General features: G+C 68.9%; 13 protein-coding genes. 9 read left to right on the plus strand and 4 right to left on the minus strand.

The window, feature by feature from the left end:
- Positions 1–455 precede the first annotated feature (455 nt).
- Together ACWDZ4_RS34205 and eccCa are read right to left on the minus strand one after the other, a co-directional pair.
- Complete coding sequence (locus tag ACWDZ4_RS34205; RefSeq protein ID WP_451512289.1) at positions 456–812, minus strand: hypothetical protein; 357 nt, start codon at positions 810–812, stop codon at positions 456–458.
- Between the two features lie 156 nt (positions 813–968).
- A complete protein-coding gene (gene eccCa, locus ACWDZ4_RS34210; protein WP_451512290.1) occupies positions 969–4,913 on the minus strand; it encodes a type VII secretion protein EccCa in 3,945 nt (1,314 codons plus the stop codon).
- Positions 4,914–5,169: 256 nt separating this feature from the next.
- Here eccCa and eccD point away from each other — a divergent pair, with 256 nt between their 5' ends.
- The 6 genes from eccD (at position 5,170) to ACWDZ4_RS34240 (ending at position 12,223) form a co-directional block, all read left to right on the plus strand.
- Positions 5,170–6,627 (plus strand): type VII secretion integral membrane protein EccD, encoded by a 1,458-nt coding sequence (gene eccD / locus ACWDZ4_RS34215; RefSeq protein WP_451512291.1) that lies wholly within the window; start codon positions 5,170–5,172, stop codon positions 6,625–6,627.
- 188 nt (positions 6,628–6,815) lie between these two features.
- Positions 6,816–7,106, plus strand: coding sequence for a 30S ribosomal protein S15 (gene rpsO / locus ACWDZ4_RS34220; RefSeq protein WP_018551846.1), 291 nt, complete (start codon positions 6,816–6,818; stop codon positions 7,104–7,106).
- Positions 7,107–7,388: 282 nt separating this feature from the next.
- Entirely contained in the window at positions 7,389–9,611 is a 2,223-nt protein-coding gene (locus ACWDZ4_RS34225; RefSeq protein WP_451512292.1) for a polyribonucleotide nucleotidyltransferase, read from the plus strand.
- Positions 9,608–10,987: a M16 family metallopeptidase gene (locus ACWDZ4_RS34230; RefSeq protein ID WP_451512293.1), complete on the plus strand. Its 1,380-nt coding sequence runs from the start codon at positions 9,608–9,610 to the stop codon at positions 10,985–10,987. Before ACWDZ4_RS34225 ends, ACWDZ4_RS34230 begins: the two co-directional genes overlap by 4 nt.
- Before the next feature lie 23 nt (positions 10,988–11,010).
- Positions 11,011–11,763: a 4-hydroxy-tetrahydrodipicolinate reductase gene (dapB, locus tag ACWDZ4_RS34235; protein WP_451512294.1), complete on the plus strand. Its 753-nt coding sequence runs from the start codon at positions 11,011–11,013 to the stop codon at positions 11,761–11,763.
- 13 nt (positions 11,764–11,776) lie between these two features.
- Positions 11,777–12,223 carry a hypothetical protein gene (locus tag ACWDZ4_RS34240; RefSeq protein ID WP_451512295.1) on the plus strand — a complete coding sequence of 149 codons (447 nt, stop codon included), beginning with the start codon at positions 11,777–11,779 and terminating at the stop codon, positions 12,221–12,223.
- A 57-nt stretch (positions 12,224–12,280) separates the two neighbouring features.
- On the opposite strand, the gene ACWDZ4_RS34245 is transcribed toward ACWDZ4_RS34240, so the two are convergent.
- Positions 12,281–12,847: a hypothetical protein gene (locus ACWDZ4_RS34245; RefSeq protein WP_451512296.1), complete on the minus strand. Its 567-nt coding sequence runs from the start codon at positions 12,845–12,847 to the stop codon at positions 12,281–12,283.
- Between the two features lie 105 nt (positions 12,848–12,952).
- Positions 12,953–13,192, minus strand: coding sequence for a hypothetical protein (locus ACWDZ4_RS34250; protein ID WP_451512297.1), 240 nt, complete (start codon positions 13,190–13,192; stop codon positions 12,953–12,955).
- Between the two features lie 191 nt (positions 13,193–13,383).
- Between ACWDZ4_RS34250 and thyX the strand changes: the two genes are divergently transcribed.
- The 3 genes from thyX to ACWDZ4_RS34265 all read left to right on the plus strand — a co-directional run bounded on the left by thyX (position 13,384) and on the right by ACWDZ4_RS34265 (position 17,036).
- Positions 13,384–14,124, plus strand: coding sequence for an FAD-dependent thymidylate synthase (gene thyX / locus ACWDZ4_RS34255; protein ID WP_344500330.1), 741 nt, complete (start codon positions 13,384–13,386; stop codon positions 14,122–14,124).
- Positions 14,125–14,332: 208 nt separating this feature from the next.
- Positions 14,333–15,238 (plus strand): 4-hydroxy-tetrahydrodipicolinate synthase, encoded by a 906-nt coding sequence (dapA, locus tag ACWDZ4_RS34260; protein WP_451512298.1) that lies wholly within the window; start codon positions 14,333–14,335, stop codon positions 15,236–15,238.
- A gap of 112 nt (positions 15,239–15,350) precedes the next feature.
- Positions 15,351–17,036, plus strand: coding sequence for a ribonuclease J (locus ACWDZ4_RS34265; RefSeq protein ID WP_451512299.1), 1,686 nt, complete (start codon positions 15,351–15,353; stop codon positions 17,034–17,036).
- The last annotated feature ends 245 nt before the right edge of the window (positions 17,037–17,281 follow it).

Genomic DNA, 17,281 nt, shown 5'->3' on the forward strand with positions numbered 1-17,281 from the left:
AGCAGGTCCTCGTTCGCGGTCGGCCACTTGTAGCCGAGCATCTCCAGGACCCACTCGACCTCGTCCGGCAACATCATCGCCACAGCGCGCCCCCCCACAGGCAATCCGCCGCACAACCACCCCCCAACGGCAGGAGGATCACACGAAGTACAGCCGTGCCCAGAACTTACTGACCGTCCCTGGCACGACTTGAGAGTGTTCCTGCCACAACCTTGCTGCAAGGGTGCCCGTACGTTCCAAGGCCGGTGGATGGTGGTGGTACGCCAGACAGCACGAGTTCACGTATCGAACCAGGGCGTCACGCAACCCTGGTCATCGATGACTCCGTCGTGCCCAGCTCGGTGGTGGTCCGCCGGTCGACGCCCGGCTGGCTGTCCGTACGTACGGCCCGGCAATCCCTCTTCGTCAGGCGCTGTGTGCACGGCGGGCCCCGTATCAGACGGGCTTGAAACTGTTCACCTTGAGCCGGAGCCGGAGCCGGCATCGTGCTCCGCGAGGAGGGCCACGTACTTCGCGTCCTCTTCGAGCTCGTGCTTTTCGTGCCGCACGCCCATCGCGGTGAACTTCACGCCCATGCCCGCGATCCGCTTCGCGAGGCTGGGCATCGAGTCCTTCATACCGTCGCGCAGACCTTCGTAGACGACACCGAAGTACTCGCCCATCTCGTCGTCGCCCCACGGCGGCGTCTTGCCCGACTCCTTCTCGATGGCGTTCAGCCCGTCGAAGAGGGCCTTCGCGGCCTTGGCGAAGTCCTGCCCCACCTCGAACATCTGGAAGCCCTCGTCCTTGAGGATCGGCGCATCGGCCCTCATCCCGCCGCCCAACGTCACAACTGCCCCCTGTGATCCGCCCGCCTGTCGCAGCGTCAGCCTAACGCCCGGGCCGCACCCCTTCCAGGGAAACGTGTGTGGGGCGGCGCCCCACCGGGCGCCGCCCCTCACACGCATGTGTACAGCCAAGCCAGGAGGTCAGAACCGCGACGGCAGCCAGCCCGTCTGCACCATCTGCCCGCTGCGCCGCCGCGTGTGGAAGTACCCACGCCCCGGCGGCAGCTGGGACGGCGTGATGTTGCCGAGCAGCGCGCCCTCCGACCGGTCACCGGACATCACCAGCCCCTGCGCCCCGAGCTCCCGCAGACGCTGCATCACCGGCTCGTACAGCGACCGGCTCGCGCCGCCCGACGAGCGCGCGATGATGACGTGCAGGCCCACGTCACGGGCGTACGGCAGATACTCCACCAGCGGCGACAGCGGGTTCATACCGGTCGCCACCAGGTCGTAGTCGTCGACGATGACATACGCGTCCGGGCTGTTGTACCAGCTGCGGTTCCTCAGCTGCTCCGGCGTGACGTCCGGCCCCGGCATACGACGGCTGAGCGACCCGGCGAGCCCCTCCAGCGTCTCCGTCAGCGCGGGCGCCGACGCGCAGTAGCGCGACAGGTGCGTCTCCGGTACGGCCTCCAGATGGGCGCGCCGGTAGTCACCCATGACGATCTTCGCCTGCTCCGGCGTGTAGCGCTCCGTGATCTGCTTGATGAGCAGCCGCAGCACCGCCGACTTACCGGACTCGCTCTCACCGAACACGATGAAGTGCGGGTCCGTCTCGAAGTCGATGAACACCGGCGCGAGCGCCGACTCGTCGATACCGAAGGCGACACCGCGCTCCGGGTGCTCGAACCCCTTCGGCAGCCGGTCCGCCTCCAGGATCCTCGGCAGCAGCCGCACGGCCGGAGCCGGGCTGCCCTGCCAGTTCTCGTTGATGCCCCGGATGAGCACGGCCGTGGCCTCCGCCAGGTCCTCCGTCTCCGAAGAACCGTCGACCCGCGGCAGCGCCGTCATGAAGTGCAGCTTGTCCGTGCTCAGACCCCGGCCCGGCACCGAGGCGGGCACGTTCTGCGCCACCTTGCGGTCGATCTCCGACTCGGTCGGGTCACCGAGCCGCAGTTCGATGCGGTTCTGCAGCATGTCCTTGAGCGCGGGCCGCACCTCGGTGTAGCGGCTCGCCGTCAGGATCACGTGCACACCGAAGCCGAGGCCGCGCATCGCCATGTCGGTGATGGACGCCTCGAGCATCTCGTAGTCCGTCTTGAACGTCGCCCAGCCGTCGACGACGAGGAAGACGTCGCCCCACGGCTGGTCGGGCAGCAGTCCCGCCGCCCGCCGCTGCCGGTACGTCTGGATCGAGTCGATGTTGTGCGCGCGGAAGTACTCCTCGCGCGCGTTGAGGATGCCCTCGACCTCGCTGACCGTACGGCGGACCTTCTCGCCGTCGAGCCGGTTCGCGACCCCGCCGACGTGTGCCAGGTCCTCCATCGCGATCAGACCGCCACCGCCGAAGTCCAGGCAGTAGAACTGCACTTCGCCCGGAGTATGGGTGAACGCGAACGACGAGATGAGCGTACGCAGCAGAGTCGACTTGCCGGACTGCGGGCCGCCCACGAACAGACCGTGACCGGCCCCGCCCGCGAAGTCCCGGTACAGCACGTCGCGCCGCTGCTCGAACGGCTTGTCCACCAGACCGACCGGTACGTTGAGCCGGCCGAGCGCGGTGTACTCCGGTGCGGTCAGACCGCGCTCCGCCGTGACCGCCAGCGCCGGCAGCAGCTGCTCCAGCGAAGGCGCCTCCTCCAGCGGCGGCAGCCACACCTGGTGGGCGGGCGGCCCCTGGTTCTCCATCTTGGAGACGATGACGTCCAGGACGGTGTCGGCAAGGGCGTCGTCCACCCGGTCGTCGGCCTCCGGCTCCTCGACGACGGGTTGCGGAGGCAGCGCCACGTGCTGCGCCGTGAACAGCGCGGGCCGCAGCTGTGTGGAGCGGTGAACCCGCGAGGGACCCTCGCCGTGGTAGGCGCCCGACACGTACGCCGCCTTGAAGCGGACCATGGTGTCGGTGTCGTACCGCAGATACCCGGAGCCGGGTACCGACGGCAGGTGGTACGCGTCCGGGACACCGATCGCCGTACGCGACTCGGCGGCGGAGAACGTACGCAGACCGATCCGGTACGACAGATAGGTGTCGAGCCCCCGCAACTTGCCCTCTTCCAGGCGCTGCGAGGCGAGCAGCAGGTGCACACCGAGCGAACGGCCGATGCGGCCGATCTGGATGAACATGTCGATGAAGTCCGGCTTGGCCGTCAGCAGCTCGGAGAACTCGTCGAGCACGATGACCAGCGAGGCCATCGGCTCCAGGGCGGCCCCGGCCGCCCGCGCCTTCTCGTAGTCGTGCAGGTTGGCGTAGTTGCCCGCCGTACGCAGCAGCTCCTGGCGGCGCTGCATCTCACCGGTGATCGAGTCGCGCATGCGGTCGACGAGCGTGAGGTCGTCGGCCAGGTTGGTGATGACCGCCGCGGTGTGCGGCATGTCCGCCATGCCGGCGAAGGTCGCACCGCCCTTGAAGTCCGCGAGGATGAAGTTCAGCGTCTCCGAGGAGTGCGTCACCGCGAGACCGAGTACGAGCGTGCGCAGCAGCTCCGACTTGCCGGAACCCGTCGCGCCGACGCACAGCCCGTGCGGGCCCATGCCCTCCTGCGACGCCTCCTTGAGGTCGAGCATCACCGGCTCGCCGCTCTCGCCGACACCGATCGGCACGCGCAGCCGCTCGTGCAGCGTGCGCGGACGCCAGGTGCGGGAGACGTCGACGGTGCCGGCGTCGCCGATGCCCATGAGGTCCGTGAAGTCCAGGTTGGACAGGAGGGGTTCGCCCTCCTCCGCGGTACCGACCCGGAAGGCGGCGAGCTGCCTCGCCAGCGACTCGGCCTGCCCCGGGCTCAGCACGTCGGGCTTGCCGCTGTACGCCGCGTCGTGACCCACGATCAGCTGGAGACGGTTCGGCTTCAGATACGCCGTCAGGTTGCCGCGCAGCTCGTCCTCCAGCTCTCCGGGGGCGATCTCCAGGAAGGTGACGCCCTGAAGCCCTTCCGCGCCGGCGAGTCCGGAGTCCGGCGGCACGGTGCCGCCGTCCAGCACCACGATCAGGTGCGGCTGGTCGTAGACGGGGTTCGCGTCACGGTTCCAGCGCGGTCGGTCGGCCAGCTGGTCCTCCAGCGCCTCCTCCAGCTCACCGAGGTCGTCGAAGAGCAGCCGGGCCGAGCCCGCGCCGTCCTTCGCCTTCGGGTGCTGGCTGTGCGGCAGCCACTTGATCCAGTCCCAGTCCGCGGCGGCGGACGGGTGCGCGACCACGGCGATCATCAGGTCTTCGGGGGAGTGCAGCGTGGCCAGCTGGGCGACGGCCGCGCGGGCGTTGCCGTAGACGGTGTCACTGTCCCCGGCGAGCGCCACGTGGTAGAAGGCGCGCAGCGAGACGGAGACGGGCAGGTCGGCCAGGCTGCCGTGCGCGTCGAGGAAGGCCTTCATGGCCGCCGCGGTCAGCGGCTCCAGCTCCTCCTTGGGCGCGGTCTCCGGCGCGACCAGCGGAGTGCTCAGCTGCTGGGTGCCGAGCCCCATGCGTACGGAGGCGAAGTCGGCGTCGGCCGGGCGCCGTTCCCACAGCCGCTTGCCGTCCGCGGCCAGTGCCCACAGCTGGTCCGGATCCGGGTGCTGGAAGAGCTGTGTGCGCCGCTGCAGGTCCGCCGTCCTGTGCACGTCCTTGCGGACCTGTTCGAGATAGCGGAAGTAGTCGCGACGGTCCTGGGCCATCCCCGCGCCGCCGCCCTGCCGGGACTTGGCGAACTGGGCGATGGCCATGGCGAGGGTCGAGGCGAGCATCAGTCCGCCCACCACCCGCATGTAGGAAGGCAGATTCGGCATGAAGAAGAAGCCGACGGAACCCAGCATGCCCATCATCGGCAGCAGGTTCATCAGCACACTGTCGTCACCCTCCCGAGGAATCTCGGGCGGCGTCTCCAGCTTCACCTCGCCGTCCGGGACAGCAGGCGGCTGGATCCGCGGCTGCCGTTTGATGATGACGACGCTCACCGATGCACTCATCCTTCGCGATTGCTGTGTCTCTCCGGGCGCAACCCCCGGACCCCCGGCCCGAAGAGCGGGCACGCACAGCCGCTGATCCTACTGTCACGCATGAGACCGCAGGGAGGCAGGAGCGTGGAGATGCGGGGGAGCCCGGGGAGGAATGAGGGAGGCGGCAACTACGCCCCCCGGAGTGGACGATAGGGTTGCGCTCCGCGTCGTACGAGCGGCGTAAAAAGCCTTGTCTAGCAGGGGGAACTACCAGGTGAGCACGGGCACATCGACAGGTTTCTGCCGGGTCACCGTCGCAGCGCCGGACAGCCGTATCGATGTGGCGCTGCCGGAGGACCTGCCGATCCAGGACATCTATCCGGAGATCGTCAGACTCTCCGGGATGGTCCAGAGGGACGGCAGTCTCGCCGGCTACCACCTCGTACGCCGCGACGGCCGTGTGCTGGACGCCAGCCGTTCCCTGCTCGAGCACAGAGTCAGGGACGGCGAGGTGCTGCTGCTGCGCACGTTCGCCGATTCACTGCCCCCGGCGGTCCATGACGACGTGGTCGACGCGGTCGCCTCCGCCGTCAAGCAGGACCTCCGCAGCTGGAACGACAACCTGATGCGCGTCGCCGGCCTCGTCTCCGGCGTGCTGCTGCTGGCGATGCTCGGCTTCGTGTTCTGGTTCGCGGACCCGCTCCGGCACGACATGCACGGCCTCCAGGGCATCGTCGCCGGTGTGGTCGCGCTGACGCTGACGGCACTCGCGGGCGTACGCGGCCGGGTGTACGACGACCGGGCCTCGGCCGTCGCGCTGGGCATCGCCGCCCTGCCGCACGCGCTCATCGCGGGCTCCGGCGTCCTTCCGCAGGACGCGGGCGAAGGGCCGGGCAGGCTGCAGTTCCTGGTCGGCTGCGTCGCCGTACTGGTCTTCTCCGTCGTACTGATCATGCTGCTGCCGCAGGGAGACGCCCCGTTCGTCGCCGCCGCGCTGGCCGCCGCGATCGGCACCCTCGCCGCCTTCGGCGGGGTGCTCACCGAGGCGCAGCCCCGCGAGATCGCGGCCGTCACCTCGGTCGTCGCCCTGGCGGTCGTCGGCTTCCTGCCGGGCTGGTCGGCCCGCTTCGCCAAGCTCCCGATCGGTTTCCGCAACCCCGAGGACCTGGCCCGCGCCCGTCGCGAAGGCCAGGAGGGCAGCCTGGAGGCCGTCGACGTCCAGCGCATCGCCGCCCAGACCAGCCGCGGCCACGAACTGCTGCTCGGCCTCGTCGGCGGCTGCGCCGTCGTCATCCTCGGCGCCGGCGGCGCCGTACTCGGCTTCAGCGACAGCGGCTGGGCCCAGCTGATGGCCCTGGTCACCGCCCTCGCCGCGATGCTGCGGGCCCGGCTGTTCCGCTACACCGCCCAGGTCACCTGCCTGCTGGTGGCCGGCGTCCTCACGACCGGCCTCCTGATCCTCGGCCTCGCGATCTCGCCGCCGCTGGAGATCATCAAGGACCTGGCCCTGGGCGATTCCGCGGGCATCGACGTACGGACCCTGTGGCTCGGCGCCTCGGTCGCGGCCGGCGCGCTGCTCCTGATCGCGATCGGCCTGATCGTCCCGAAGAAGGGCCTCTCGCCCTTCTGGGGCCGCATGCTCGACCTCGCGGACTCGCTGGTGCTGCTCTCCCTGATTCCGATCTGCCTCGCGGTCCTCGACGTGTACGCCAAGGTCCGCGGCGGCGTCTGACCCCGGAGATACGCCGTCAGGGGGCGCTCGCATCTGCTGCTAAGCTGCGTGGAGGCCGTTTGTGTATGCGCCCCCGTATCCCCGGAGGCTGCGCGCCCAGCGGATCCCCGCCTCCCGAGTAACGGAAGCTCCCCAGAGAATTCGACCTGGGGCACTCGGTGGCACTACGAAGACCAAGAGGAGTACGCGTGCCGCTCGACGCCGCTACGAAGAAGCAGATCATGACCGAGTTCGCTCAGAAGGAAGGCGACACCGGCTCCCCCGAGGTCCAGGTCGCCATGCTTTCGCGCCGCATCTCGGACCTGACCGAGCACCTGAAGACGCACAAGCACGACCACCACTCCCGTCGTGGTCTGCTGATCCTGGTCGGCCAGCGTCGCCGTCTGCTGCAGTACCTGGCCAAGAAGGACATCCAGCGTTTCCGTGCCCTGGTCGACCGCCTCGGCATCCGCCGTGGCGCGGCCGGCGGCGCCAAGTAAGCCGGACGTCGTGAAGGGAGCGGTACCCCACTTCTAGGGGACCGCTCCCTTTGCTGTACGTGCGAGACGTACCGGACTCTCAGTAGTCTGGTCGTACAACAGAAGACAGAACGAGCGAGAAGCGGCTTCCCCGCCGCCGGTCCTCGGTAGTGGCCCCCGGAGCACATCGACACCGGGGTCTTCGATCGAAGACCGGCCCGCAGCTGAAGCGCTTCTCCGCCGCTGTCCCCCCGCCACACGGGCGACGGGGACGAAAGACGAAAAGTATCGGAGATAACGCTAGTGGAGAACGAGACCCACTACGCCGAGGCCGTCATTGACAACGGTTCCTTCGGCACCCGCACCATCCGCTTCGAGACGGGCCGCCTGGCCAAGCAGGCCGCCGGCTCCGCCGTGGCGTACCTGGACGACGACACCATGGTGCTGTCGGCCACCACCGCCTCCAAGAAGCCCAAGGACCAGCTCGACTTCTTCCCCCTGACGGTGGACGTCGAGGAGCGGATGTACGCAGCCGGCAAGATCCCCGGCTCCTTCTTCCGTCGTGAGGGCCGGCCCTCCGAGGACGCGATCCTCACCTGCCGCCTGATCGACCGCCCGCTGCGCCCCTCCTTCAAGAAGGGCCTGCGCAACGAGATCCAGATCGTCGAGACGATCATGGCGCTCAACCCCGACCACCTGTACGACGTGGTCGCGATCAACGCCGCCTCCTGCTCCACCATCCTGGCGGGCCTGCCCTTCTCCGGCCCGATCGGCGCCACCCGCGTCGCCCTGATCAAGGGCCAGTGGGTCGCCTTCCCGACGCACACCGAGCTCGAGGACGCCGTCTTCGACATGGTCGTCGCCGGTCGCGTCCTGGAGGACGGCGACGTCGCGATCATGATGGTCGAGGCCGAGGCCACCGAGAAGACGATCCAGCTCGTCGCGGACGGCGCCGAGGCTCCGACCGAGGAGATCGTCGCCGCCGGTCTCGAGGCCGCGAAGCCGTTCGTCAAGGTCCTCTGCAAGGCCCAGTCGGACCTCGCCGCCAAGGCCGCCAAGCCCACCGGCGACTTCCCGGTCTTCCTCGAGTACCAGGACGACGTGCTGGAGGCGCTGACCGCCGCCGTCAAGTCCGAGCTCACGCAGGCGCTCACCATCGCCGGCAAGCAGGACCGCGAGGCCGAGCTGGACCGCATCAAGGAGATCGCGGCCGAGAAGCTGCTCCCGGCCTTCGAGGGCCGCGAGAAGGAGATCTCGGGTGCGTACCGCGCGCTGACCAAGCACCTGGTCCGCGAGCGCGTCATCAAGGACAAGGTCCGCATCGACGGCCGCGGCGTCACGGACATCCGTACGCTCGCCGCCGAGGTCGAGGCCATCCCGCGCGTGCACGGCTCGGCGCTGTTCGAGCGTGGCGAGACCCAGATCCTGGGCGTCACCACCCTCAACATGCTCCGCATGGAGCAGCAGCTGGACACCCTCTCCCCGGTGACCCGCAAGCGCTACATGCACAACTACAACTTCCCGCCGTACTCCGTCGGTGAGACCGGCCGCGTGGGCTCGCCCAAGCGCCGCGAGATCGGCCACGGCGCCCTCGCCGAGCGCGCCATCGTGCCGGTGCTGCCGACGCGCGAGGAGTTCCCGTACGCGATCCGTCAGGTGTCCGAGGCCCTCGGCTCCAACGGTTCGACGTCCATGGGCTCGGTCTGCGCCTCCACCATGTCGCTGCTGAACGCCGGTGTGCCCCTCAAGGCCCCCGTCGCCGGCATCGCCATGGGCCTGATCTCGCAGGAGATCGACGGCAAGACGCACTACGTCGCCCTCACCGACATCCTCGGCGCCGAGGACGCGTTCGGCGACATGGACTTCAAGGTCGCCGGTACGAAGGAATTCGTCACGGCCCTCCAGCTCGACACCAAGCTGGACGGCATCCCGGCCTCCGTCCTGGCCGCGGCCCTCAAGCAGGCCCGCGACGCCCGCCTCCACATCCTCGACGTGATGATGGAAGCGATCGACACGCCGGACGAGATGTCCCCCAACGCCCCGCGGATCATCACCGTCAAGATCCCCGTGGACAAGATCGGTGAGGTCATCGGCCCCAAGGGCAAGATGATCAACCAGATCCAGGAGGACACCGGCGCGGACATCACGATCGAGGACGACGGCACCATCTACATCGGTGCCCAGGTCGGCTCGCAGGCCGAGGCGGCCCGCGCGACGATCAACGCGATCGCGAACCCGACCATGCCGGAGGTCGGCGAGCGCTACCTGGGTACGGTCGTCAAGACCACCACCTTCGGTGCCTTCGTCTCCCTGATGCCCGGCAAGGACGGTCTGCTGCACATCTCGCAGATCCGCAAGCTCGCCGGTGGCAAGCGCGTGGAGAACGTCGAGGACGTCCTCGGTGTGGGCCAGAAGGTCCAGGTCGAGATCGCCGAGATCGACTCCCGCGGCAAGCTCTCCCTCGTCCCCGTGATCGAGGGCGAAGAGGGCACCGACGCCGACCAGAAGGCCGACGCCGACCAGTGACCTCCCGTAGTTCCGTGACGACGGCCCGCACCTCCTCGGAGGGGCGGGCCGTCGCCCGTACCCAAACACTGCTCAAGGGCAGGGACGGCATCGGCACCGTCCGCAGGACCACCCTCCCCGGCGGCCTGCGCATCGTCACCGAGACCCTGCCCTCCGTCCGCTCCGCCACCTTCGGCATCTGGGCGCACGTCGGCTCGCGCGACGAGACACCCTCGCTGAACGGTGCGACCCACTACCTGGAGCACCTCCTCTTCAAGGGCACCGCCCAGCGCAGTGCCCTCGACATCTCCTCCGCCATCGACGCGGTCGGCGGCGAGATGAACGCCTTCACCGCGAAGGAGTACACGTGCTACTACGCACGCGTACTGGACACCGACCTTCCCCTCGCCATCGACATCGTCTGCGACATGCTGACGGGGTCCCTGATCAACGCCGAGGACGTCGACGCCGAGCGCGGCGTCATCCTCGAAGAGATCGCGATGACCGAGGACGACCCGGGCGACGTCGTCCACGACCTGTTCGCCAGGACGATGTTCGGCGACACCCCGCTGGGCCGCCCGGTCCTCGGCACCGTCGACACCGTCGAGGCGCTCTCCGCCGACCGCATCCGCCGCTTCTACAAGAAGCACTACGACCCGACGCACCTCGTCGTCGCGGCCGCGGGCAACGTGGATCACGCCACCGTCGTACGCCAGGTCCGCCGCGCCTTCGAAAAGGCCGGCGCCCTGTCCCGCACGGACGCGGTCCCCCTCGACCCGCGCGACGGCTCCCGCGTCATCCGCACCGCCGGCCGCGTCGAGCACCTGAACCGCAAGACGGAGCAGGCGCACGTGGTCCTCGGCATGCCGGGCCTGTCCCGCACCGACGACCGCCGCTGGGCGATGGGCGTACTGAACACGGCTCTCGGCGGCGGTATGTCGTCCCGCCTCTTCCAGGAGGTACGGGAGAAGCGCGGCCTGGCCTACAGCGTGTACTCGTACACCTCCAGCTTCGCCGACTGCGGACTCTTCGGCGTCTACGCCGGCTGCCGCCCCGCCCAGGTCCACGACGTACTCAAGATCTGCCGCGACGAGCTCGAGAAGGTCGCCGCCGACGGTCTGCCCGACGAGGAGATCGCCCGCGCCGTCGGCCAGCTCTCCGGCTCCACGGTCCTCGGCCTGGAGGACACCGGCGCGCTCATGAACCGCATCGGCAAGAGCGAGCTGGCCTGGGGAGACCACATCTCCGTCGACGACATGCTCGCCAAGATGGCGGCCGTCACCCCCGACGAGGTACGGGCCGTGGCCGCCGACGTCCTGGGCCACCGGCCCTCGCTGTCGGTCATCGGCCCGCTGAAGGACAAGCAGGCCGACCGCCTGCACGAATCAGTCGCCTAGAGCCCTCCAGAAAGAAGCAAGCAATGAGCAAGCTGCGCGTGGCCGTTCTCGGCTCCAAGGGCCGTATCGGCTCCGAGGCCGTACGGGCCGTCGAGGCCGCGGACGACATGGAACTGGTGGCGGCGCTGGGCCGGGGCGACAAGCTCGAAGCCCTCGTCGAAGCCGGCGCCCAGGTCGTCGTCGAGCTGACCACCCCCGCATCGGTGATGGACAATCTCGACTTCTGCGTACGCCACGGCATCCACGCCGTCGTCGGCACCACCGGCTGGACCGACGAACGCCTCGCGCAGCTGCGCTCCTGGCTCGACGCCTCCCCGGAGACGGGCGTGCTCATCGCGCCCAACTTCTCCATCGGCGCCGTCCTCACCATGAAGTTCGCCCAGCAGGCGGCCCCGTACTTCGAATCCGTCGAGGTCGTCGAGTTGCACCACCCGAACAAGGCCGACGCCCCCTCGGGCACCGCCACGCGCACCGCCCAGCTCATCGCGGCGGCGCGCGCCGAGGCCGGCAGCGCCCCCCAGCCCGACGCCACGACCACGGCGCTGGACGGCGCCCGGGGCGCGAACGTGGACGGCGTACCCGTGCACGCCATCCGCCTGCGCGGCCTCCTCGCCCACCAGGAAGTCCTCCTGGGCGGCGAGGGCGAGACCCTGACGATCCGCCACGACTCCCTCCACCACAGCAGCTTCATGCCGGGCATCCTGCTGGGCGCGCGCCGCGTGGTGACCGCTCCGGGCCTCACCTTCGGCCTGGAAAACTTCCTCGACCTGAACTGACGGCAGAGCAGCCATGCGCGCAAAGATCACGTACTTCGTCCTCGCCGCCGTCCTGGTCGTCTACTTCGTCCTGGCCGGCAGCCGCGGATACTTCCTCGTCCGGGAAGGCACCGCCCTCACCGTCACCTTCGGCATCGCGGTGCTGATCCTCCCGGCCATCGGCCTCTGGTTCCTCTGGCACACCACCCGGTTCGCCCGCAAGGCGGACGTGCTCTCCGCGAAGCTGGAGGCCGAGGGCGGCCTGCCCGTCGACGAGCTGGTACGTACGCCCGGCGGCCGCATCGACCGCGACTCCGCCGACGAGGTCTTCGCCCGGCGCCGCGCCGAGACCGAGGACGCCCCGGACGACTGGCGCTCCTGGTTCCGCCTGGCGATCGCCTATCACGACGCGCGGGACACCCCGCGCGCCCGCAAGGCGATGCAGAAAGCGATCGCTCTCCACGAGGGCGAAACGGTCTGAAGCGGCATGTGAAAGGGGGCGTCCGTCCGGACGCCCCCTTTCACACGCCCTGCCGCGTCACAGGGACGGCACCGGCCGGTACTCGTCGCCCCAGGCCTCGACCGTGTCGGCCGCCCGGTCGAAGGCCTCCACCCGGAACAGGAAGTCCGCGTTGTGATCGGTGAGCAGCTGCAGCTGCTCACCGCCCCGCTGTACGAGTACGAGCGCCTGCCCCTGCACCGTGCGCGGCAGCCCGAGCCACCGCACCGGCTGCTGGACCGTACGCACAGCCGTCGCCCGGTCCCACGGCACCGTGGTCGTCACCAGGAAGCGCACACGCCGCAGGCCGTGGCGGCTGACCCAGGCACCGACACGCAGCAGCCGAAGGGCGCAGACGATCAGCACCACGGAGAGGCCCAGACAGACGCAGGCCTCCGGCACCGCACCGGTGAAGATGATGATCACGGCCGCCAGCAGGATGAACGACGCCAGCAGCAGCAACAGGGCCGCCGCCCCCACGCGCCACGGTCCGGGGCGGTAGGGGCGACGCCATTGATCGTGGTCGTCGAAGGGCAGTGCGACATCGTCGGAAGTCTCACCGGGCGCTTCGAAAGCACGGTCGGCCGTCAGAAAAGGCAGGGGCACGACTGATCCTCACTCACCAGCACGCTCGATTGGGCTGTGCCCGGTGAGGCTACCGAGGAGGTCTTCGCCGGGCTACCTCAGGGGGTCCGGACGAGTCGGCGCCCCTCAGCGCCCCTGGGCGGCCTCGGCCTGCTGAGTCGCGCCGGGACCACGCGAGGGATCGAGGGCGGGAAGCCCGAAGAGCAGCGAACCCACCAGTCCGGCGACGACGGTGAGACCGATCAGCGTGCGCCCGGCGAGCTGGGACGCACTGGGACGTTCGGGGGGCGGAGGGGTGACGTTACTGCGGAATCGGTCCGCCTCGGCAACGAATGCGAAGGGGACGGACTCTCGCCGGCGCAACATGGGGCGCTCACTCCTTTGGATTTTTTGATCTGGTACCAGGGCTTCTACAGGGACAGACGCACAAAGCTGTCGCTTGGTGCCCGATTTCCCTGAATCGGCCGAACAATGTCCCCCGGGTGCCGCCGGGCCGGCAAGCCGGCCCCGGCCCGTAGAGTGTGGGGCGCCCAGAGACGTACACGGAAGGACCGCCGGTGCCCCCCACCCCCCATGAGACCGCCAAGCCCGACTTCCGGAGTGACGTCACGGTCGACCTGGTCAAGCACACCGCCAGTGACTCCGACGTGCTGTGGGCGGCCCGTGTCTCGACCGCCGGCGAGCAGTCCCTGGAGGAGCTGAGCAAGGACCCCGAGCGCTCCAAGGGCCTCATCAACTACTTGATGCGGGACCGCCACGGCAGCCCCTTCGAGCACAACTCGATGACCTTCTTCATCAACGCCCCGATCTTCGTCTTCCGCGAGTTCATGCGCCACCGCGTCGGATGGTCGTACAACGAGGAATCCGGCCGCTACAGGGAGCTGGAGCCGGTCTTCTACGTCCCCGGTGAGTCCCGCAAGCTCGTCCAGCAGGGCCGCCCCGGCAAGTACGAGTTCGTCGAGGGCACCCAGGAGCAGCAGGAGCTGACCACCCGCGCGATGGAGGACTCCTACCGCCAGGCGTACGAGGCCTACCAGCAGATGCTCGCCGCCGGAGTCGCCCGTGAGGTCGCCCGCGCGGTGCTCCCCGTCGGTCTCTACTCCTCGATGTACGCCACGTGCAATGCCCGGTCCCTCATGCACTTCCTCGGCCTGCGCACCCAGCACGAGCTCGCGAAGGTCCCTTCCTTCCCGCAGCGCGAGATCGAGATGGTGGGGGAGCAGATGGAGGCCCACTGGGCCAAGCTCATGCCCCTCACCTACGCGGCTTTCAACAACAACGGACGAGTCGCGCCGTAGGGCCCGGACACCGGCCCAGGTACAGACATACGGATCGACCGTCCGAAGTGTCCGTATTGCCGCAGTTCGAGAATTTCATCTAGGCTGATCAAACGGACCCGGCACTGCTTGAACCCCCGAGCAGGCAGTGCCGGGTTCCTCCTCTTCCCGTACGTCTGACCTCCCCCGAGGGGACACGACGCGTTGAGCAGCGAGTAGCGTGTTACCCATGGCTCCGATCTCCACTTCGCAGACTCCCTTCGGGCGGGTCCTCACCGCCATGGTCACGCCCTTCACGGCGGACGGCGCACTCGACCTCGACGGTGCCCAGCGCCTCGCCGCCCACCTCGTGGACGCCGGCAACGACGGGCTGATCGTCAACGGCACCACCGGCGAGTCCCCGACCACCAGCGACGCGGAGAAAAACGACCTCGTACGGGCGGTACTGGAGGCCGTAGGAGACCGGGCCCACGTCGTCGCCGGTGTCGGCACGAATGACACCCGCCACAGCCTCGAGCTGGCCCGCGCCGCCGAGCAGACCGGCGCCCACGGCCTCCTCGCCGTGACGCCGTACTACAACAAGCCCCCGCAGGAGGGCCTGCTCAGGCACTTCACGGCCATCGCCGACGCCACCGAGCTCCCGGTGATGCTCTACGACATCCCGGGCCGCAGCGGTGTCCCGATCAACACCGAGACGCTCGTCCGCCTCGCCGAGCACCCGCGGATCGTCGCCAACAAGGACGCCAAGGGCGACCTCGGCCGCGCCAGCTGGGCCATCGCCCAGAGCGGCCTCGCCTGGTACTCCGGCGACGACATGCTGAACCTCCCCCTCCTCTCCGTGGGCGCGGTCGGCTTCGTCTCGGTCGTCGGCCACGTGGTCACGCCCGAGCTGCGCGCCCTCCTCGAGGCCCACCTCGCCGGTGACGTCCGCAAGGCGACCGAGATCCACCAGCGGCTGCTCCCCGTCTACACCGGCATGTTCCGCACCCAGGGCGTCATCACCACCAAGGCCGCCCTCACCCTCCAGGGTCTGCCCGCCGGCCCGCTGCGCCTTCCCATGGTGGAGCTCACGCCCGACGAAGAGGCGCAGCTCAAGCGGGACCTGGCAGCCGGCGGCGTACAGCTCTCGCTCTAGCCACAGACTTCACAACTGAACAAGCAGGAACCCCCAAACAACAGCAAGTGCACGAATGTCATGCGCGCCACGTGCCTCAGCGGTACGTGGCGTGTGTGGTGAGGAGAGTCTTTTGAGCCATCCGCATCCTGAACTCGGTACGCCCCCCAGGCTTCCGAAGGGAGGCCTGCGCGTCACCCCGCTCGGCGGTCTCGGCGAGATCGGCCGCAACATGACGGTCTTCGAGTACGGCGGCCGCCTGCTCATCGTCGACTGCGGCGTCCTCTTCCCCGAGGAGGAGCAGCCCGGCGTCGACCTGATCCTGCCGGACTTCACGTCCATCAAGGACCGCCTCGACGACATCGAAGGCATCGTGCTCACGCACGGCCACGAGGACCACATCGGCGGCGTCCCCTTCCTGCTCCGCCTGAAGCAGGACATCCCGCTGATCGGCTCCAAGCTGACGCTCGCCCTGATCGAGGCGAAGCTCCAGGAGCACCGCATCCGCCCGTACACCCTCGAGGTCACGGAAGGCCACCGCGAGCGCGTCGGCCCCTTCGACTGCGAGTTCGTGGCGGTCAACCACTCCATCCCGGACGCGCTGGCCGTCGCCATCCGCACCCCGGCGGGCATGGTCGTCCACACCGGTGACTTCAAGATGGACCAGCTCCCGCTGGACGGCCGCCTCACCGACCTCCCGAAGTTCGCCAAGCTCGGCGAGGAGGGCATCGACCTCCTCCTCTCCGACTCGACGAACGCCGAGGTCCCGGGCTTCGTCCCGCCCGAGCGCGACATCTCGAACGTCCTGCGCACGGTCTTCGCGAACGCCCAGAAGCGCATCATCGTGGCCAGCTTCGCCAGCCACGTGCACCGCATCCAGCAGATCCTGGACGCCGCCCACGAGTACGGCCGCCGCGTGGCCTTCGTCGGCCGCTCGATGGTCAGGAACATGGGCATCGCCCGGGACCTGGGCTACCTCAAGGTCCCGGCGGGCCTGGTCGTCGACGTGAAGACCCTCGACGACCTCCCCGACCACGAGGTCGTCCTCGTCTGCACCGGCTCCCAGGGCGAGCCGATGGCGGCCCTGTCCCGCATGGCCAACCGCGACCACCAGATCCGCATCGTCCAGGGCGACACGGTGATCCTGGCGTCCTCCCTGATCCCGGGCAACGAGAACGCGGTCTACCGCGTGATCAACGGCCTCACCCGCTGGGGCGCCAACGTCATTCACAAGGGCAACGCCAAGGTCCACGTCTCGGGCCACGCCTCGGCCGGCGAGCTGCTGTACTTCTACAACATCTGCAAGCCGAAGAACCTGATGCCGGTCCACGGGGAATGGCGCCACCTGCGCGCCAACGCCGAGCTCGGCGCGCTGACGGGTGTCCCCAAGGACCACATCGTCATCGCCGAGGACGGCGTGGTGGTCGACCTGATCGACGGTCGCGCGAAGATCGTCGGCAAGGTCCAGGCCGGCTATGTGTACGTCGACGGCCTCTCGGTCGGCGATGTGACCGAAACCCACCTCAAGGACCGCCGCATCCTCGGTGAAGAAGGTTTCATCTCGGTCTTCGTCGTGGTCGACACCACCACCGGCAAGATCGTGGGCGGCCCGAACATCCACGCCCGCGGCTCCGGCATCGACGACTCGGCCTTCGCGGCCGTCGTCCCGCGGATGGAAGAGGCCATCGCCAAGTCGGCTTCCGACGGCGTCCTCGAGTCCCACCAGATCCAGCAGCTCATCCGCCGAACGGTCGGCAAGTGGGTCTCCGACACATACCGCCGTCGTCCGATGATCCTGCCGGTCGTCGTCGAGGTCTGACGCCGCCGTAGCAGGTCAACTGGGAGCGGGGCACCTCGATTTGCATCGAGGCGCTCCGCTCCAGTACGTTTACGACTCCTCCTGAACGGGAAGCCGGGCGCACTGGTGCGCTTGGGCCCAACCGAACGGGGCGGAAATTCCGACTCAGAACTTCTGATAAAGTCGGAGTCGCCGGAAAGGGAAACGCGGAAGCGGAGAACCGGAAGGCGCCGGCGAAGTCGGGCGGTAAAGCGTCTGGTAGAGTC

This window comes from Streptomyces sp. NPDC003016 (genome assembly GCF_053591455.1).